This is a genomic window from Trichococcus sp. (genome assembly GCF_055118575.1).
In genome coordinates this window covers 61,148-81,159 of sequence record NZ_JBSQPW010000003.1, presented here as the reverse complement: position 1 = coordinate 81,159, position 20,012 = coordinate 61,148, and the positions used below count along the sequence as shown (strand labels likewise).

Below are 20,012 nucleotides of genomic sequence, written 5' to 3'. Positions count from 1 at the left end.
ATCAATAATCTTTACTTGGAAAGAGGCGTGAAAAAATGAAGATACAAACTGTAGCCATCGTTGGATTGGGTGCCTTGGGAATCCCCTACGGACATCACTTTACGAAAGCCATCGGGAAGGATCATGTCCGCATCGTCGTCAATAAAGAACGGTTGGCGCGCTACCAGGAACAAGGGATTTCGTTTAATGGAGAAACATGCGATTTTCACTATGTCGATGAAACGGATGCCAGTCTGGCGCCTGCTGATTTGGTCATTTTGGCCGTAAAAGGAACCGGCTTGGATGGAGCGATCGAAACTGCCCGTAATCAGATCGGTCCGAATACGACGATCATTTCGGTCTTGAACGGTATCTCCAGCGAAGAAGTCATCGGCGCGGCTTTCGGCGGCGAGAAGGTCGTCCACTGCGTAGCCCAAGGGATGGACGCGCTCCGGATCGGCAACGATGTGAAGTCTGTCCATATCGGCGAGCTGCGGATCGGCATCGACGCTGCCGAAAAACAGAATCGTTTGGATGCAGTGGCAGCTTTCTTCGAAGAAACGGCCTTGCCGCACGTGGTCGAAGCGGATATCCTGCACCGCATGTGGGCGAAATTCATGCTGAATGTCGGCGTGAATCAAGTGCTGATGGTGAAGGAGGGCACTTTCCGCGACATCCACAAAGAGGGACCAACCCGCGACCTGATGATTGCCGCCATGCGCGAAGTCCTGCCGATCGCCCAAAAGGAAGGCGTCAATCTGACGGAAACCGACCTGGAGAATGATTTGGCGATCATCGACGGATTGACGCCGCTGGGGATGCCATCGATGCGCCAGGACGGTTTGGCGAAACGGCCTTCCGAGGTCGAGCTATTTTCAGGTACCATTCTGAAAAAAGCCAAAAAATATGGATTGCCTGCGCCGACGAACCAATACCTTTATGATCAGGTTAAAGCCATCGAAGCAACTTACTGAGAGAATGGATTACCGGCCTTCGCGGGCGAAGGCATCAAGCCCTCGCAAGCGGGGGCTTTTGCGTCGGTGCTGAAGGTTCATGCAGCTCCGGAAGGTTTTTGGCGCGTCCAGCTCCGGCGTGGGCATCGTCGTCGGAGCTGATGTGATCATAAATTTTTCACCTCCGAGGAACCCTCGCTCGACGGAGGACAGCCTGCGATTCCGCGCCCAGCTCCGGCCAGCGTTCGCTCACAGGAGCACAACAAATCACCGGAACCCCAACTCCGACGAGAAAGGCGCTCATCGGGGGAAAGCGTCAACTCCGGTGAACCTACCGCTCACCGGAGAACAGGCCGACGCCGGCAGCATTTTTTTGTTATAATGGAAGCATTCATTCTACATTCGTCAAAAAGCACGAATAAAAGGAGCAAAAAACATGATACAAGAACAACTGAAAAACCGCGCGGATATCCCTGAAGCATTGACTTGGGATGTGACCGCACTCTATAAAACGCGAACTGACTTCGAGACAGCCTTGTCAGGACTGAAGCAGGCTACCGCAACCTTTGCAACGACCTTCGAAGGCAAACTCACGGATACAAAAACAATCCTGGCGGCGATGAAGGATTACGAAAAGATCATCGAATCGGCGACATTGGCGGATCACTACGCGATGATGCCGGAAGCGACTGACCTGACCGATCCGGACAACGTTGAATTGTCCCGCCAAACAGCGAATACAATGGCGGACATCAGCGCCCAACTGACCTTTTTTGAATCGGAACTGATCGGTTGCGATACTGCTATCCTTGATCAGGTCGTTGCGGAAGAACCGCGTTTTGCTTCCTATATCCGCCACATCAAGAAAAACAAAAGCATCCAGCTGGCGCCTGAAGTCGAAAAGGCATTGGCCCAGTTGGCTCCGACTCTGGATGTGCCTAGCGCCATCTATGAACAGGCCCGCCTTGGCGATATGGACTTCGGCACTTTTACGGCCGACGGAAAGGAATATCCGTTGAGCTTCGTGCTCTATGAGGATTACTATATGTATCACGATGATACGGCGATCCGTCGGGCGGCATTCGACAAATTCTCGGCTGTCCTAGGTAATTACGAAAATGTCGTCGCAACGGCCTACTATACCCAACTGCAGAAGGAAAAGACGTTGGCGACGATGCGCGGTTTCGATTCCGTGATCGACTATCTGCTCTACGGCCAGGAAGTCACGCGCGACCTGTATGACCGCCAAATCGACACGATCATGAACGACTTGGCGCCCGTCATGCAGAAATATATCACCCATTTGAAAGAAGTCCGCGGCCTGGACAAGATGACTTATGCCGACCTGAAGATTGCGTTGGATCCGGAATATTCGCCGCAAGTATCGATCGATGAATCGCAAACAATGGTTCAGGATGCGATAGCAGTATTGGGCAAGGATTATACCAACAGGATCATGCAAGCTTATCCGGAGCGTTGGATCGATTTCGCCCAGAACAAAGGTAAATCGACAGGCGGATTCTGCACAAGCCCATATGGTACCCATCCTTACATCCTGATGTCATGGGCGAACCAACTTTCCGATGTCTATACGCTGATCCACGAATTGGGCCATGCCGGCCAGATGATCCTATCAAACGAAAACAACAGCATCCTCGGTTCGGAGCCTTCCTTGTACCTGATCGAAGGCCCATCCACTTTCAACGAACTGCTGTTGACGGAATCGTTGGCGCGCAAGAGTACGGATACGCGCATGCAGCGCTTTGCTTTGACGAAGATGCTTTCTGATACCTATTTCCACAATTTCGTCACACATCTGCTGGAAGCGGCCTACCAGAGGGAAGTCTATAACTTGATCGATGCGGGCAAGAGCTTCGATGCCGGAAAATTGAGCGAAATCAAACGGAATGTGCTTGAGCGCTTCTGGGGAGACGCCGTGGAAATCAACGCCGGAGCCGAGCTGACATGGATGCGCCAGATCCATTACTACATGGGTCTGTATTCCTACACCTATTCGGCCGGACTGACGATCGCGACGCAAGCCTTCCTGCGGGTCAAAGCGGAAGGGGAACCGGCCGTCGAAAAATGGCTGGAATTCTTGGCACTCGGGGACAAATTGGAGTCCGCGGAAGCCGCAGCCCTAGCCGGCGTGGATATCAAAACCGATCAGGCGCTGCAGGATACGATCCACTATCTGGACGAAGCCGTCGATCAAATCATCACACTAAGCAAAGAGCTTGCTTAAGAAAGAGGAAATCATGGACGGAAAACTGAGAAAAAACATCAAAATCGGCGCGTTGGTCGATATCGTCTTGAAAAAAGACCAACGCACTGGCAAACTGACAAGAGGGCACGTGAAACGCTTGCTGACGAACAGCCCCAATCATCCCCACGGCATCAAAGTCATGCTGGTTGAAGGCGATCAGGTCGGACGCGTAAAACAGATTGTGGATGAGGCATAAATTGGATCGAAAAATGAGAAAGGGATTGCTCGATTGCTTCTTTTCACAGAAAATAAGAACCAAATGAAAATTCGGTGATAGTTTTTTTGTTGACAGTTCTTTTCAAATCTTATATTATGATTCCATACCACAACTGAATAGAACAAAGTCAGTGATGAAGAGAGTAGATTTGAATATTTTCTCCAGCGAGCCGGGACAGAGTGGAAGCCCAGCAGTGAAATATCAGATTGAAGCGCACTTCGGATGACGAAAAGGTGAACGTTGAGTAGCCTTTTACGCAATTTATGCGTTAATTTAATCGAGGTGGATTTGTTGTTTCACAGCAGATCAACTAGAGTGGTACCGCGGAATCAAACATTGACCCGTCTCTTGTAGCAATACAAGGGGCGGTTTTTTAGTACCCAGAGTACCACCAGCAAAAACATAAAAAAGGGGATTATATACAAATGGATTTAAATTTCTTTGAGACCTATCTGCCGATCTATTTTCAAGGGGCCGGCTACACGATTGGCCTTTCGATCAGCTCAATCGTATTGGGCGTCATTTTGGGGACAGGCTTGGCATTGATGAAAATGTCGCCCAACAAATTCCTCAGCAAATTATCGAATGGCTATATCCAAATTGTGCGGGGTACACCACTGTTGGTGCAATTATTCATCATTTATTATGGTCTGTACGTCATCAATATCGAATTGCCCGACTTCCTATCCGGAGTCATCGCTGTATCCTTGAATTCGGCAGCCTATATCGCCGAAATCATTCGTTCCGGTATCCAAGCGGTCGACAAAGGTCAAATGGAAGCTGCTCGCTCAATCGGGATGAGCAAATCGATGGCGATGCAAAAAATCATTTATCCGCAAGCTATCAAAAATATTCTTCCGGCTTTGGGTAACGAATTCGTGACGCTGATCAAAGAAACATCCATCGTTTCCGTCTTGGGCTTGCGCGACTTGATGTTCGCAGCCAATACGGTGCGTGGTGCGACCTTCTTGCCATTTGGCCCGCTAGTGGTCGCTGCCGTGATGTACTTTATCATGACATCAATCGTCTCTAAATTAGTGGACATTCTAGAAATGAGGTTGAAACAAAGTGATTAAGACAGAAAAACTGACGAAATCTTTCGGTGATAAGCAAGTTCTGAAAGGCATCGATGAACAAATCAACGCCGGTGAAGTGGTCGTTATCATCGGACCATCCGGATCGGGAAAAAGTACGTTCTTGCGCTGCATGAATCTGCTGGAAGAACCGACAACCGGTAAAGTGATTTTCGAAGGTCAGGAAATCAACAAAAAAGGCGTGGACATCGATTCCATCCGCACAAAAATGGGCATGGTGTTCCAGAGCTTCAATCTGTTTCCGCATCTGACGGTATTGGACAACATCATGATCGGACCACAGCAGGTTAAGAAAGTACCGAAAGACAAAGCCGAAGCGATTGCCAGAAAATTGTTGGCACGCATGGGCATGTCCGAAAAAGCCGACGTCTATCCACAATCCTTATCGGGTGGACAGAAACAACGGATTGCGATTGCACGGGCCTTGGCAATGGAACCGGATATGATGCTGTTCGATGAACCCACATCCGCGCTTGACCCGGAAATGGTCGGCGAAGTATTGCAGGTAATGAAGGACCTTGCGATGGAAGGTATGACGATGGTAGTCGTTACCCACGAAATGGGCTTCGCGAAAGAAGTCGGCGACCGCATCCTTTTCATGGATGACGGCCAAGTGATGGAACAAGGCACACCGGATGAGATTTTCAATCATCCAAAAAGCGATCGGACAAAGGATTTCTTATCGAAAGTCCTATAAAATAAAAAACATATTTGGAGGGGTTAAGATGAAAAAAGGATTATTGAAATTAGCTTTGGGTACAATGAGCATTCTGGCTTTGGCGGCATGCGGCAATACAAGCGAGACAGCGGACAGCTCCGCAACAGATTCAGCAGCTACAACTACTGATAAATTGCAGGAAATCAAAGACAGCGGCAAATTGGTGATGGGTACGTCAGCGGATTATCCTCCATACGAGTGGCATCTAGTCAAAGACGGAAAAGATACTGTAGTCGGTTTCGACATCGATATCGCACAAGCCATTGCTGATGAACTGGGCGTTGAGTTGGAAGTCAAAGATATGGACTTCGACGGCTTGATTCCAGCATTATCCACAGGCAAGATCGACATGATCATCGCCGGCATGAACCCGACAGAAGAAAGAAAACAAAGCGTTGACTTCACTGACATCTACTACACACAAAAAGACGTATTGGTGATCAGAAAAGAAGATGCTGCAACAATCACTTCTGAAGATGCATTGAAAACAGCAGCATTGTCGACTCAAAAAGCGACGATCCAAGAAGATTACCTATTGGAAAACTTCCCGGATGCTGAAATTCAATCCGTTCCTAAGTGGAACACAGCCATCATGTCTTTGACAACCGGAAAAGTGGATGCTGTATTGATGGTTGAAACAGTTGCGAAGCAGTTCGTAACGCAAAATGATACGTTGATGATCGCTGAATTCGACGTAAACAGCGAACTGAACCAGTCTGCAATCGCGGTTGCCAAAAACGGCGGCGAATACCTGGGAACAGTGAACGCTATCTTGAAAGAAATGACAGACAGCGGCAAGATTGAAGAATTGATCCAAATCAATACACAATTGATGGAAGACAACACAGCAGAATAAAAGCAGCAACATACCAATAAAAGTGCAAGGATGCTCTGAAAAGGGCATCTTTTTTTTTGAGACAATGAAGGAATGCGGGGGAATCAGGATTGAAAAACGGGTTTATGAAAATGATTTTTGGGATGCTGGGCTTCTTGATTTTGGCGGCATGCGGAAACACGAGTGGGACAGCAAATAGCGCTGCGACGGATGGGAGCAGCGCCTTGCAGGAAATCAAGGACAGCGGCAAGCTGGTCGTCGGAACGTGTGCCGATTATCCCCCGTACGAGTGGCATCTCGTAAAGGATGGGGAAGACAAAATCATCGGCTTCGACATCGACATCGCCCAAGCCGTTGCGGATGAGCTTGGCGTCGAGCTGGAAGTCGTGGATATGGACTTCGATGGCCTGATCCCGGCCTTGTCCACCGGCAAAATAGATATGGTCATCGCCGGCATGAACCCGACCGTGGAAAGAAAACAGAGCGTTGATTTCTCGGACATCTACTATACTCAGAAGGATGCCTTGGTGATCAAATCGGAGGATGCGGAGGATTTTCGGTCGGAGGACGATCTGAAGAAGGAAAGTCTGGCTACGCAAAAGGCGACGATCCAGGAAGCGTACCTGCTGGAAAATTTCCCGGATGCTGAGATCAAGGCCGTGCCGAAATTAAATACGGCCGTCCTGTATTTGGTGACCGGCAAAGCGGATGCGGTCTTGATGGTGGAGACTGTTGCGAGGCGATATGTTGAAGAGAATGAAGGCCTTGAGATCGCTGACTTCGATGTCGCCAGCACGCCGAACGAATCAGCCATCGCCGTTGCGAAAGACAGCGAGGATTTTCTGGATGCGGTGAACGACATTTTGGATGAAATGGAAGACAGCGGCAAAATCGAGGAACTGATCCGTACAAATATTGAGATTATGGATGAGAACGCCGTAGAATAGTTGAATGTATGTATGTAGGGCCGTCTCGAAAAACGAGGCGGCTTTTTGTCTGGCGTTTCGACCTGAATGCGGGGTGGAAAGTCGAAAGATAGCCTTACCGTCGGGATTTCCGGATAGAATGTGACGCAAAAAGACGAGAGATGGGCTTACCGTCGGGATTTCCGAGCAAAATGTTATGCAAAAAGTCGAGAGATCGCCTGATCGTCAGGTTTCCTGAGCAAAATGTGATGCAAAAAGTCGAGAGATTGCCTGATCGTCAGGTTTCTCGAGCTGAATGCGACGCGCAAAGTCGAGAGATTGCCTGATCGTCAGGTTTCCCGAGCTGAATGCGACGCACAAAGTCGAGAAATCCCGTAATTGTCGCCTGTTCATCCGCCGTGACCATCTTAATACCCGACACCAAACTATTCTAGGCACAAAATAATAATGGGGCCGGTTCATTTAACGCAATGAACCGGCCCCATTATTGTTTATGCATACTTTTTTACATTGTTTCCAGTATCTTACTTTTTCTTCTTCAGATCCATATAACCATTGTACACAGTCGCGAAGATGCCGAAGAGGATGCCGACGATCGGGAAGATGATCCAGGCAGTCGCCCAGGCGTAATAGACGAAACCGGCAATCAAATAGACAGCTGCCGCCAGCGGGAAGACGACGCCGGCGACGATGCCGACAACTTTATTTTCCTCAGCTTTGTCCTTCGCAAATTCGCCGATCGCCAGCAGTTTTTCGTAGGTTTCATTTTGGGTGCCGAAGTAGATGAACAGGAAGACGCCGATCGCGATGAAGCTTAGCAGGAATACAAGCGACAAGCCGTTGTTCTCGCCGAGCAGGACAACGGCAAGCAGCATGGAGACGGGCGCAAGAATGCAGAGCGCGACCCCAATCGCCACAGCAGTCGCCAAGCGCGGACGGAAGGCTTTGTGCTCAGCTTTCAGCCGGGCATACGTGGTCGAGTCGAGCTGGACGCGTTTGTTTTCCAATTCAAATTGCTCCTCGCGCATGCCGAAGAGGATGAAGAGCGCGACACCCGCAGCAATCAGGACAAACAGCGGCACCATCGTCAGCACGCCTACGAGGTCACTCGAGCGGCCTGCCCTGCGGAAATAGGACTCCACCAAATATTGCCCGAGGAACATGCTGGCCGGGCCCATGATGCACAAGAAAACGCCCGTCGCCATCGCCCATGCAAAACGGTGGCGATGATCGATGTATTCGTCGACTTGTTCGGGTGACAGGAATACCTGCTGTTCATTCGTCATGCCGGCGCCAGCTTCCGGAACATCTTCTGGAGTGCCCGCTGCCGCAGCAGCCCGGATGGCATCAACGTCCCCGAGCTCCGCAAACACCATCCCGATCGCCTCATGTTCACTTTTGCCTTCAGCCTTCAGTTGATCGAAGCGCTGTTGCATCCTGTCGAGCAGTTCCTGCTTTTGCCGCAACATTTCCGCCGTTTTCGGCAGATCAGCAAAAATAGAATCCACATAGTTTCGCAGCGTATCCATTTTCTTTTCCTCTTTTCCGATGCCAAGGGTGTTGTGAGATGATCCAATTAGTGCTTTTGAGTCAAGTAAAGTGTAGCACCTTGGGATGATTTAATGAAATGATATGAGTGGACAATATACCAGTTTTATTGGCAAATCCTCTCCCAAACTGTTCTTTTTGAACAAATCTGCGGTATAATTAATTTGTTATTAATAATTGGAAGAACACAGAATTGGCAACATTATACAAGCACAGAAGAAGGTGGCATATGAATAAATATCGGACGGCATTGATGAATCGTCCCTTTATGTATATTGAGAGTAAACGGATTGCCGAAATGATGCTGCAAGGAAAGACGGAAGAAGAGCGACGTTATGAAGCGATCGAATTGAATGCCATCCAGATGCCTTCGCTAGACCGAAGAAAGACATCATACAAGGAAATCAGTCATCGTCTGTCGTTTCTGGATGAGTTTCTGTTGGGAAAATTTATAAGCAGTGATGCAGACACATCCAAAGCTATATTGGCTTTCGCAATCCTGCAGGCTGATCAGCTTTATTATGAATTTATGCGCGAAATCTATCTCGAAAAGATTTTGTTGCTTCAAAAAGATTTGGCGAAAAAAGAAGTGATAAATTTTTTGTACAAAAAGGGCGAACAGAGCGAAGTCGTCGCCAAGTGGGCTGACGCTACTAAAGAACGTTTGGCTGTCGGATTCATCCAAATGATGCGCGAATCCGGTTTTATCGTGAGCAATCACGAAGATCATCAAGTCAAACGGCCGCTGATCAATCAAGGTGTGAGAGAATATCTGCGGAAGAACGGCATCAAGCCTGTCGTTGAGATCCTGTTGGGAGAATTACTATGAAACAAATTATTGAAAGACTGAACGATTTACAGGAAATCATTCTGGAACCTGACTTCACAAGCAAAAAAGGACTGGGCGGAGAAATTGGGTTTTACATCTTCGATTATGATGCAGCTGACGAACTGATTGTCCGTCAGGCGATTCCGGACATCATCCAGTACGGTCAAAAGCGAAATGAGACGTTAAAGTTCCAAGTATTCGATTTATACGAAATGATGATCGCATTTTTTGAAAAAAGAGGGTACATCGAAAAAAACATCAAGATGGAACAGGAGAAAAGCAGCGAAGAGCTGTTCAGCGTTATGCGCAAAGCCCTGAAAATCGCAACCAATCGTGATGTGTTCGTGCAGACTATCAGGGAAGAATTGGAACCGGGGGCGATCATTTTCATCACCGGCATCGGCAAAATCTATCCGATTCTGCGTTCGCATGTGCTATTGAACAACCTACAAATTGTCGTCGAAGAGCAACCCTTGATTTTATTTTTCCCGGGAACCTACGAAGACAACAAAATGCAACTTTTCGGCGAGTTCAAGGACGATCATTATTATCGTGCCTTTCAGTTAGTAGGCAGATAGAGGAGGAGCAAAATGAAGATAAGGCAACTATTCAAGAAAGATATCGCCCGTGAAATTAAAGGGGTCATCAAAGTCGGACAAGAAGCAGAAAACGATGTCCGCCAAGAATTGGATGAATATGTCGTAACCGACGAATTGCAGGCGCATTTGGTTTATTTCTTTAAGCAATACCTGAAATCGTTGCAAGTTCCAACGGATCAGATGGGTGTCTGGATTTCCGGTTTCTTCGGTTCCGGGAAATCGCATTTTCTGAAAATATTGTCCTATTTGTTGGATAGCAATTTGGAAGTCGACGGGAAAAAGGCGGTCGATTTTTTCCGGGAAAAGCTGCAGGATCAAGCCTTGCTGGATCAGATGCAGCACGTGGCGGATGCGCCGAGCGACGTCATTCTGTTCAACACGCCTTCGAAATCGGAAGATGACAACGGCGACAGCAAGCTTTCGATCGTCAAAGTCTTCAACAAAGTCTTCAATGAAAAACTGGGCTATTCTGCCAGCATCCCTTGGGTAGCACAAATGGAAGAAATCCTTGATCAAAACGGCCAATATGCACCTTTCAAACAAGTCTTCCAAAAGAAGTCTGATTTGGCTTGGGAAGATGCCCGTGAAGAGATCTATTATAATGAAGATTTGATCGTAGAATCCCTTGTAGAAGTCGCCAACATGAGTGAAGAAAGCGCCCGCCGCTGGATAGACAACGGCGAAGAAAGCTATGAAATCAGTGTCGACTCCTTTGCTAAACGCATAAAGAAATATGTGGATAAGCAGCCTGCTGACTATCATTTGGTTTTCTTGGCTGATGAAATGGGGCAATTCGTCTCCGATGATGTCCATCGCATGCTGGATCTGCAAACCATCGTTGAAGACTTGGGGAAATATACGTTCGGAAAAGTTTGGGTCATCGTAACGAGCCAACAAGATATCGATGAACTTGAAAAAGATATCCATTCTTCTCAGGACTTCTCCAAGATCCAAGGCCGTTTCAATACGCGCTTGAGCCTCAGCTCCGCCAATGCGGATGAAGTCATCAAAAAGCGTCTATTGGAAAAGAATGACACCGGCAAAGATGCGGTGCAGCTGTTGTACACAAGCGAAGTACAAGCTTCATTGCGCAACAAAATAAACTTCTCCGATGGTACCATTTCATTAAAAAAATATGATACACTAAAGGATTTCAGTGAATTTTATCCGATGATCCCGTATCAATTGGATCTGCTACAACAAGTATTCACGAAAATCCGTGAGAATAGTTCAGCCGGAAAGCATTTTGCCAGCGGCGAACGGAATTTGTTGGGGGCGGTCCAATATGCCGCATTGGAATACGCCGAAAAGGATTTGGGCATTCTGATCCCATTCCAAACCTTCTATGGTCATCTTGACCAAGGCTTGGATCACTCTGTCCGCGCGACCATCATCAAGGCACAGTCCACACCGACGTTGCAATCTTTTGATGTTGATGTGCTGAAAGTACTCTATCTGATTCGCTATTTGAAATCCGTTCCGAGCACAGTCGAAAATATCACGACTTTGATGTTGGATGAGCTGGATGCGGACCGATTGAAATTGACGGAAAACATCACAGCTGCCTTGGACCGCTTGACGAAGGAGTATTTGGTGCAACGGACGGGATTGGAGTATCTGTTCTTGACGAATGAGGAGCAGGACATCAACCGTGAAATCAACCACATGGATATTCCTACTTCGAAGATGCAATCCTATATCGGTGAAATGATCTACGACACCGTATTGGAAATGAAAAAATATAAATTCGTACCTTTTGCTGAGAAAAAGACTGTCGCGTATGACTTTGACTGCGCCAAATGGATCGATGAATCCGCACGCGGCAATGCGACGGCCGAAATCGGGATTCATGTGGTAACGCCATATAGCGATGATTACCGGACGCGCGAAGAACTGCAACAATTATCGTCGCGTGAGAGCCGACTTGTCATTGCTCTAGGCGATTCTGGCACATTTTATGATGATACGATGATGCTGTTGAAAATCAATGAATACTTGCGCAGCCAATCAAGCAAGCAAAATTCAGGCATAAAACGCGAAATCATCGACCGCAAATCCAATGAACGGAACGATCTGATGAAGTCGGTTGAACGCCAAGTACGCGAAACCGTTCAAAACGCCACCTATTACATCAACGGCAGCGAAGTATCCCTCTCAGGAAATCCGACCACAAAGGTGGATCAAGGACTGCATGACGTTGTCGAAAATGTGTACCTGAAAATTAAATACATCAATAAGTTCTACGACCGTGATGACTTCAGCGGGGTCATTTCACAAGGACAGATTAACTTCCTGCACGACAATTCAGATGATCCAAACCGCTTGGCGACTGATGCCTTGGAACAATATATCCAACAGCATACAGAGCGCAGGATGATCACGTCCTTATTCGAAATCGTCCAAGTGTTCGGGAAAGCACCATACGGTTGGCGCGAGGACGACATTTTGGTCAGCTTGATCCGCTTGTTGAAGGACGAAAAAATCCTGTTCAAATCCAGCGGCAACACGATGAATATTCATGATGCCATGTTCCCAAGAACCATCAAACAAAATCCATCGCAAGCGAAGATCATGGTCGAGAAACGCAAAGTCATCGGTGAAGAACTGATCCGCAATGCGAAAGTAATTGCGAAAGAAATGTATGGAAAAAATCTGGTATCCGAAAAAGAAGACGACCTGAAAGAGGAAACAGCACGGTTGCTGTCCGGGACCCAGAAAGAGCTGGCGAACTTGCTTGAAGAATACCATCACCGCCATTATCCGGGAGAAAATGAAATCAACGAAATGCTGCAGTGTATCAAGGAAATCCTCAAGTATCAGGATGCAGACCAATTTTTCCGATGCCTATACGACAAGCGTGATGAACTGCTGGATCTATACGATGACATCCAGCCAGTCAAATCCTTCTTCGAATCGCAAAAACCGGTCTTCGACAACAGCTTCAAGCTACGCAAACGCTACGAAATCGATCAAGATTTACTGCAGACTGCCGAAGCCAAAGAAGCCGGCAAGCGCATCTCGGAAATACTGGCCATGAGCATGCCTTACGACTTCATTAAAGAATTGCCTGATTTGAACATGCAGTATGAACAGGCCTTGATTGCCGAATTGGATCAGAAATCCGAACCTTTGCTGGAAGCAACCCAACAAAAAGTAGGCACTTTGGAAGATACGATTGCCTCAATAGCCGAAGTCAGAGCCAAATTTGAGCCACTGATCAAAGACCGTTTCACCTTACTGAGGAATAAGATTCTAGGGGCGGAAACGTTGACCGATCTTTATTCCTACAGTTCACAGATCGATCATCTGACGCAGCAACTGAGTACGCAAATCAATGAGTTTATCTCGAAAATACAACCTCCGAAACCGGATCCTGTAATCGATCCTGTAGTAGTCATAGGTCCGGATGTAGTTCCTATAGTAATAGATCCAGTAATTCCAGTAACCAAGACGCCGGAATTTGTGCATAAAAATAAACTCATTCCACTAAACTACGAAAAAATCGAAACGGAAGCAGAGTTGAATGATTTATTGGCTGCCATCCACGACGAACTGGAAAAAGTCCTCGAACAAGGCAAAACCATTCGTTTCATTTGATGAATACAAAATCGCAATAAAGTGAGGGTAATGATGGATAATACAGTTTTAAAGAAATTTGCAGTTAGTGCCCGTCACAAAATAGCAACTGGTGTCCGCAACCGTGCGGCACAGTTCGGCATCACTGTCGAAGGGATTGCGCCTGTTCAATCTCTTGCTGATGGTTTTATCGTGAATGGACACATCTTTGATAACAAGACACAAATGTTATATGACCACCTGCGCAGAAGAGTGGAGATTGATGGCTATGAAGCGGTCATGGAGACGGCAACCTACACCTGGTTTAACCGTCTGGTCGCATTGCGGTTCATGGAAGTCCATGACTATTTGCCGATAAGAACACGCATTTTATCTTCTTTGAAGGCGAATAAAGTGGAACCGGACGCCGTGACGGAAGTGCTACAGTTGGTAGGAGAGTTATCGCTTGATAAGGAATTGATCTATCACTTACAAGATACGCATAACGTTAATGAATTATTTAAATATATTATCGAGAAGCAAGGGATGCAACTGGAAAAAATGTTACCGAATGTTTTTTCTCCCGTAGAAGGAGACTTTTATCTGCTTCTGCCTAATGACTTGTTGCAGGATAATGGCATCATCAGGGATCTGGTTACGCTTATCCCTGAAGAAGCATGGGATGATATCGAAATCGTCGGCTGGTTGTATCAATTCTATGTTTCCGAAGAAAAAGATCAAATCTTTTCGGACTTGAAAAAGAACAAGAAAATCGGCAAACAGTCGATCGGGCCTGCGACGCAATTATTCACTCCTAAATGGATAGTGGAATATCTGGTTGATAATTCATTAGGCCGTTTATGGCTTGAAAATAATGCATCCAGCAATCTGAAGGATAAACTGCATTATTATTTGGATGCAGCCGAACAGACCCCAGAAGTGATGGAACAACTGGCAGCGTTAAAATATGAAAATTTGAAACCGGAAGACATCAAAGTGATGGATCCTGCAATGGGCTCTGGCCATATGTTACTGCATGCTTTCGATGTACTACGAGAAATCTACCTGGAAAGAGGCTATAGCCCGCGCGAAATCCCGCAATTGATTGTAGAGAACAATCTGTATGGTATGGATATCGATAAACGCGCAGCACAATTAGCTTCATTCGCAATAGCTATGAAGGCTCGTTCCTATGATAGACGTTTCTTCAGCCGAGAGGTTACGTTTAATCTGATCGGATTCGAGGAAAGCAATGGGTTGGCATTATTCCATAACACATCGTTGCCTAATGAAGATGCCGTCAATGCAGAGTTAGAAAACCTGTACTCCCAATTTTTTGATGCGAAGATTTACGGATCCATACTAAGACTTGAATCTATTGATGTGGATCTAATTGAAGAAGCTATCAAGCATTTAAGAACTAGCCGTATTGAAGATATCATTGAACAAGGTTATCTAAATTTTGAGGTTCCTATTGTTGAGCAGCTTAGTGTTCTGTATAAACTATTGACGATGAAGTATGATGTTGTTGTGACGAATCCGCCATATATGGGTGGAAGTGGTATGAATTCTGAATTATCTAATTATGTAAAGAAATTTTATCCAAATACCAAGTCAGATTTATTTGCTGTTTTTATGGAAAAAATGCAGGATATATGTAAAGAACGAGGATTTATTGCCAATGTCACAATGCAATCATGGATGTTTCTCAATTCTTTAGGGAAATTCAGGAAGAAATTAATTTACAACTATTCTATTGTCACAATGACTCATATGGGAAATATGGTAATGGGAATAGCCTTTGGTACAACAGCAACTATTTTCCGAAAAAAAGTTGAAGAATTTAATGGTATTTATACAAAAATCAATCAGATTGACATAACAAATAGCATTCCTAAAAATTTCCCAAATGAACTTCAGACATATCAAACAAATTCTGACAACTTTAAGATGATTCCAGGCATTCCTATTGCGTATTGGGTAAGTGATAAAATTTATGATAGTTTTAAATATGAAAAAATTGAAAAATATGCAATTTCTGATGGCCAAACAAAAACTGGAGATAATAATAAGTATTTGAGGCTGATTTGGGAAGTAGAACGTAATACTATAGGGAAAGGCAAAAAATGGGTAATCCATGCAAAAGGAGGAGGATATAGACGTTGGTTTGGAAATATAGACACGATAATTGACTGGTCAGAAAAAGCCAAAAATCATTACAGAAAAGACCATGTGGCAAGAATTGCTCCTGAGTATATCTGGTTTAGAAGAGGAGTTAGTTGGAATTTAATATCAAGTAGCGAGAGGTTCAGCGTTAGATTACTTGAAGAAGATTCAACCTTTAATTTAGCAGCACCATCAATCTTTTTTGATGATGAAAATTTGAATGATTATGTCCTTGCATTGTTGAATTCCAAATATGCTGAAAAAATTATCAGAATCCTAAATCCTACCCTTAATACTAACATTGGTGATGTGACATCAATTCCTTTGAAGATTTCTAGAGATAAAGAAATACTAGATTTAGCAAGGGATAATATTACTTTCTCAAAACGTGACTGGGATTCTTTTGAAACATCGTGGGATTTTGATAAACATCCTATATTAAGTGAGCTAGAGCATTATTCAAAAATTAGCGAAGCATATGCAAATTGGAATGTAGTTGCGGAAGCTCGATTCAAGCAACTAAAAGCCAATGAAGAAGAATTAAACCGTATTTTTATAGAGATTTATGGTCTGCAAGATGAACTGACTCCAGAAGTTGAAGATAAGGATGTCACGGTTCGTAAGGCAGATGTTGAACGTGATGTACGCAGTTTCTTATCTTACCTAGTGGGTGTCATCTTTGGTCGCTATCGTTTGGATAAACCGGGTCTTGCTTTTGCAGGCGGAGAATTTAATCTTGATGAATTTGGTTCGTACAAACCCGATAAGGACAACATCATTCCGATTACGGCAGAACATTACTTTGAGGATGATATCGTTTCGAAGATTGCTGAATTGGTGGCGATCATTTATGGTGAGGATACGTTGACTGAGAATCTGCAGTTCATCGCAACCACTTTGGGGATGAAGGAATCCGAAACAGCTGAGGATACCATTCGCCGTTACTTCATGAAGGATTTCTACAAGGATCATCTGAAGATATACCAAAAACGTCCGATCTATTGGCAGTTCAGTAGCGGAAAGAAGGGCGCCTTCAAGGGCTTGATGTACTTGCACCGCTATGATAAATACACATTGGCGCGCATCCGCACCGACTATGTCTTGAAGCTGACGACTACCTTGAACCAACTGATCGAACATGCGCAGGTCATCATCGACGGCAACATTTCCGCCAAGGAAGTGGCGCGTGCGCGTAAGGAAAGAGAAGCCTATGAAGCGCAGCTGCAGGAATTGCGCGAATACGATCTGATCTTGAAACAGCTGGCCGATCAGGAAATCGATTTGGATTTGGACGAAGGTGTGAAGGTGAACTATGCCAAATTCCAGGACATCCCGTTCAAGAAAGACAACGGCCGTTCCGAGAAAAAGAATTTGTTCGAAAAGATCTAAAAAATTACACGAGTTGTCAACACGGGCGAAAGTTTCCTGTTGGCAACTTTTTTGCGTGTGGCTAGGAAGAATGTTCCCTTTTGGCAACAATAGAATTGTGGTTCGTTCCCGTTTGCTTTAAGATAAAGAGAGAGTTTTTTTACTGAGGGGATAATGGACATGTATGAAGCAGAAAAAAGGTTGCGGGAAGTTTTTCAGCAGCCACTAAAGGACTATCAAAAGCGCCGTATCGTCTTCTGGTATGACAAATCCCAATCATTTGCGGATGAACTGAAGGATTATCAGATGGAGGATGTATTGGTGTTGCGCTGCGATGACCAACATTATTTTGAAACGAAGTATTTGGTGGAACAGGTGCACACCGAAAAGAACGTACTCATCTACTTTGAACAGGAACGGCCAGAGAACGAAAAGAATCCGTTATTGGATATGTATTTGTACAGCCAAGAATTCAAGATGGACCCGATGGAGAATCTGAAGGACGAATTGGGCATCACAATCGAGACAGGCGACGTGTTCTTCAAATCCTATCAATTGTTCTTCAACAATAAAAAGCGCCGCAATCAATTTGCGAACGTGTTGGCGGAGAAACAGGACATCACCGAAAATGACCTGGAACTTGCGATATTGTGCGTGTTGACGAAGACAAAGGAACTACATCCTTTCGGCGTCTTTCGCTCACTCTTCACGGAGTATGGAACCAGACAGGACAGCCTGTGGCAACAAGTGCTCAAATTCGGCAGACCGGACGCTTTCTGGCAATTGGCTAAATTATCCTTCGGGTACGTACAGGAAACGCCTAGCATCGCCACGTTGAGCCAAGCCGTATTCCAAACGAAGTTGGATGCAGAGTTCGAAGGGAAAGTTCCGGCGAATTGGGAGAAACAGCTGCTGAGCCAAGCGAATAACTGCGTGGTCTTCTTGAACCGCTGGATGAACCTGCGCGATGAACAGGACAGCTATAACCAACTGTCTGAGGTGCTGTTCGAAGACTTGCAGATCATTAAATGGATGAAAAACAAGCCGGCGAAATGGTTGGCGCAGTCGGATACTTTTCAAGCCTTCGACAAGCAGTTGGTGGAAGGGATCGCCGCGCAATTGGCGGAAGGCGCCGTGCTGTTTGATGAATTCGAGAGCATCGTCTTGAATCGCCGCGCGTCCTATTGGTTCGATTCCTTCGGCAATGAGTATGAAGCGTTGTTGGCGGCCTGCCGCTTGTTGAAGCAAATCCATCTGATCGAAAAGGAAGGCTTCCCTTATCAGAAAGAGGCATTCTGGAAAAGCTATGAGGAACGTTATTATCGATTGGATAGCTATTATCGCCAATTTTATGTTGCCTTTGACAAGGGGATCGCTTTGTCTGATGCCTTTGCGGACTTGCGCCAGACAGTAGAGAACTACTACAAAAATGGCTTCCTCGCCAAGTTGGCTGAGACCTGGATGACCTTCTTCAAAGATGCACCTGCTTTTTCGGTTGCGGACACATTGAAGCAGGAGCGTTTTTACAAAGATTGGGTCAGTACCTACTCCGTGAAAGAGAACCGGATTTTCGTGATCATCTCCGATGCGCTGCGTTATGAAGTGGCTGTCGAGTTGGGGCAACAACTGGAGGCAAGCACGCACTATAATGTGACAACGCATGCCTTGCAAGGTGTCGTTCCGTCCTACACCGAACTCGGCATGGCTAGTCTGTTGCCGCATCATCAGTTAAGCCTGTCCGCAACTGGCGAGGTTGTTGCTGATGGCATGGGCACAAAAGGCCTTCATCAGCGGAATGCCGTCCTGGAAGCAAAGTTGGGTGTGGATAGAGCGAAGGCTGTCGATGCCAAAGCGTTGCTGAACAGTTCCCGAAGCGAATTGCGGGAACTGTTTACGGGCAGCAATTCTGTCTACTACATCTATCACAATACGATCGATGCGATCGGCGACCATGCCGCCAGCGAGAGCCATGTCTTCGAGGCAGTTGAACTTGCGCAGCAGGAGCTGATACGTCTGATCGATAAGCTCTTCAATGGCGTCAGCGCGGCTCGATTCATCGTGACGGCTGATCACGGCTTCCTCTATACGCGCGATGCCTTGCATACACTTGATAAAGTGAATGCCGATCGAACGGATGTCATCGCAGCGAACCGCCGCTTCTTCACGAACCACGAAGCAGATAGCCAGAACATCGCTTTGCTGGACTTCAAAGTGGATGCCTTAGCCGAGGAAGATGTATATGTGCATATTCCAAAGGGGGCTTCACGCTTGGCTATTCAAGGCGGCGGGTCCAACTTTGTCCACGGCGGCATCTTGCCGCAGGAAGTGATGATACCAGTCCTGGAAATCACGACGGAACGCGGCAAGGAAATGCACAAGTCGGTGGACGTTCAGTTGATCAGCAACACCGACCGCATCACGAACATCGTTACCTATCTCGATTTCCTGCAGGTGCAAGCTGTTTCGTCGGAACGAAGGGCGAGAAAAGTCAAATTGTACTTCAGCGATGGGATGGATAACCTCATTTCCAACGAAGTCACGCTGTTGGCGGATTCGCCTAATGAACAGGCAAGCGATCGTATGGTCCGCGAGAAATTTGTCTTGATGAGTCAACCCTATGATCTGCTCAGCGAGTATAACTTCATCATGGTTGACCTGGAGACGGGAGAAGAAATCAACCGCAAGAAATTTGTGATTGATTTGCCGGACGCAGGATTATTCTAATAACACTTTCTAAATTTTCGGATAATAAAGTTTAAGAAAGTGTTTGCATTTTTTGAAATAGTAGGTTATAGTTTGTTTATAAAGTTTTAGCCGACTTTATAAGGAAATTATAGTAAGAGCTCCCTTCGGGGACTCTCGCAAAGCTCTAACCCCAGTTTCTTCGGAAGCTGGGGTTATCTTTTTGATTATTTTTGAAAGTTGATAAAGATGCGGATTCAGTTTTAAGGAGGGATAC

At 46.1% G+C, this 20,012-nt stretch carries 13 protein-coding genes and 1 other annotated feature; of the genes, 12 read left to right on the top strand and 1 reads right to left on the bottom strand.

What is annotated here, in order from left to right:
- Positions 1-35: 35 nt before the first annotated feature.
- The 7 genes from ACTCCX_RS01480 (at position 36) to ACTCCX_RS01450 (ending at position 7,009) form a co-directional block, all read left to right on the top strand.
- Positions 36-953, top strand: coding sequence for a ketopantoate reductase family protein (locus tag ACTCCX_RS01480; protein ID WP_463274392.1), 918 nt, complete (start codon positions 36-38; stop codon positions 951-953).
- Between the two features lie 415 nt (positions 954-1,368).
- Positions 1,369-3,177 (top strand): oligoendopeptidase F, encoded by a 1,809-nt coding sequence (gene pepF, locus ACTCCX_RS01475; RefSeq protein ID WP_463274391.1) that lies wholly within the window; start codon positions 1,369-1,371, stop codon positions 3,175-3,177.
- Positions 3,178-3,190: 13 nt separating this feature from the next.
- Complete coding sequence (locus ACTCCX_RS01470) at positions 3,191-3,394, top strand: YwbE family protein (protein WP_463274390.1); 204 nt, start codon at positions 3,191-3,193, stop codon at positions 3,392-3,394.
- Positions 3,395-3,536: 142 nt separating this feature from the next.
- Positions 3,537-3,767 (top strand) — a binding site (T-box leader).
- Positions 3,768-3,840: 73 nt separating this feature from the next.
- Positions 3,841-4,491 carry an amino acid ABC transporter permease gene (locus ACTCCX_RS01465; RefSeq protein WP_463274389.1) on the top strand — a complete coding sequence of 217 codons (651 nt, stop codon included), beginning with the start codon at positions 3,841-3,843 and terminating at the stop codon, positions 4,489-4,491.
- Complete coding sequence (locus ACTCCX_RS01460; protein WP_463274388.1) at positions 4,484-5,206, top strand: amino acid ABC transporter ATP-binding protein; 723 nt, start codon at positions 4,484-4,486, stop codon at positions 5,204-5,206. The genes ACTCCX_RS01465 and ACTCCX_RS01460 overlap by 8 nt, the downstream gene beginning before the upstream one ends.
- Positions 5,207-5,234: 28 nt before the next feature.
- Positions 5,235-6,083 carry a transporter substrate-binding domain-containing protein gene (locus tag ACTCCX_RS01455; protein WP_463274387.1) on the top strand — a complete coding sequence of 283 codons (849 nt, stop codon included), beginning with the start codon at positions 5,235-5,237 and terminating at the stop codon, positions 6,081-6,083.
- Positions 6,084-6,172: 89 nt separating this feature from the next.
- Positions 6,173-7,009 carry a transporter substrate-binding domain-containing protein gene (locus tag ACTCCX_RS01450; RefSeq protein WP_463274386.1) on the top strand — a complete coding sequence of 279 codons (837 nt, stop codon included), beginning with the start codon at positions 6,173-6,175 and terminating at the stop codon, positions 7,007-7,009.
- Between the two features lie 503 nt (positions 7,010-7,512).
- Here the strand turns inward: ACTCCX_RS01450 and ACTCCX_RS01445 are convergent.
- Positions 7,513-8,517, bottom strand: a complete 1,005-nt coding sequence (locus ACTCCX_RS01445; protein ID WP_463274385.1) for a permease prefix domain 1-containing protein — start codon at positions 8,515-8,517, stop codon at positions 7,513-7,515.
- A gap of 248 nt (positions 8,518-8,765) precedes the next feature.
- Between ACTCCX_RS01445 and ACTCCX_RS01440 the strand changes: the two genes are divergently transcribed.
- The 5 genes from ACTCCX_RS01440 (at position 8,766) to pglZ (ending at position 19,777) form a co-directional block, all read left to right on the top strand.
- On the top strand, positions 8,766-9,365 hold the full coding sequence (locus ACTCCX_RS01440) for a DUF1819 family protein (RefSeq protein ID WP_463274384.1): 600 nt from the start codon (positions 8,766-8,768) through the stop codon (positions 9,363-9,365).
- Positions 9,362-9,943, top strand: a complete 582-nt coding sequence (locus ACTCCX_RS01435) for a DUF1788 domain-containing protein (protein ID WP_463274383.1) — start codon at positions 9,362-9,364, stop codon at positions 9,941-9,943. Before ACTCCX_RS01440 ends, ACTCCX_RS01435 begins: the two co-directional genes overlap by 4 nt.
- A 12-nt stretch (positions 9,944-9,955) precedes the next feature.
- The gene (gene brxC, locus ACTCCX_RS01430; protein WP_463274382.1) at positions 9,956-13,561 is read left to right on the top strand and encodes a BREX system P-loop protein BrxC; all 3,606 of its coding nucleotides are present in this window, start codon (positions 9,956-9,958) and stop codon (positions 13,559-13,561) included.
- Between the two features lie 33 nt (positions 13,562-13,594).
- Positions 13,595-17,074, top strand: coding sequence for a BREX-1 system adenine-specific DNA-methyltransferase PglX (gene pglX / locus ACTCCX_RS01425; protein ID WP_463274381.1), 3,480 nt, complete (start codon positions 13,595-13,597; stop codon positions 17,072-17,074).
- Between the two features lie 159 nt (positions 17,075-17,233).
- Positions 17,234-19,777 carry a BREX-1 system phosphatase PglZ type A gene (gene pglZ, locus ACTCCX_RS01420; RefSeq protein ID WP_463274380.1) on the top strand — a complete coding sequence of 848 codons (2,544 nt, stop codon included), beginning with the start codon at positions 17,234-17,236 and terminating at the stop codon, positions 19,775-19,777.
- Positions 19,778-20,012 lie beyond the last annotated feature (235 nt).

Bases quoted from the DNA above. Each gene is read 5' to 3' on its own strand.
- ACTCCX_RS01480 (WP_463274392.1), top strand. From the start codon at position 36: ATGAAGATACAAACTGTAGCCATCGTTGGATTGGGTGCCTTGGGAATC.
- pepF (WP_463274391.1), top strand. From the start codon at position 1,369: ATGATACAAGAACAACTGAAAAACCGCGCGGATATCCCTGAAGCATTG.
- ACTCCX_RS01470 (WP_463274390.1), top strand. From the start codon at position 3,191: ATGGACGGAAAACTGAGAAAAAACATCAAAATCGGCGCGTTGGTCGAT.
- ACTCCX_RS01465 (WP_463274389.1), top strand. From the start codon at position 3,841: ATGGATTTAAATTTCTTTGAGACCTATCTGCCGATCTATTTTCAAGGG.
- ACTCCX_RS01455 (WP_463274387.1), top strand. From the start codon at position 5,235: ATGAAAAAAGGATTATTGAAATTAGCTTTGGGTACAATGAGCATTCTG.
- ACTCCX_RS01445 (WP_463274385.1), bottom strand. From the start codon at position 8,517: ATGGATACGCTGCGAAACTATGTGGATTCTATTTTTGCTGATCTGCCG.
- ACTCCX_RS01440 (WP_463274384.1), top strand. From the start codon at position 8,766: ATGAATAAATATCGGACGGCATTGATGAATCGTCCCTTTATGTATATT.
- ACTCCX_RS01435 (WP_463274383.1), top strand. From the start codon at position 9,362: ATGAAACAAATTATTGAAAGACTGAACGATTTACAGGAAATCATTCTG.
- brxC (WP_463274382.1), top strand. From the start codon at position 9,956: ATGAAGATAAGGCAACTATTCAAGAAAGATATCGCCCGTGAAATTAAA.
- pglX (WP_463274381.1), top strand. From the start codon at position 13,595: ATGGATAATACAGTTTTAAAGAAATTTGCAGTTAGTGCCCGTCACAAA.
- pglZ (WP_463274380.1), top strand. From the start codon at position 17,234: ATGTATGAAGCAGAAAAAAGGTTGCGGGAAGTTTTTCAGCAGCCACTA.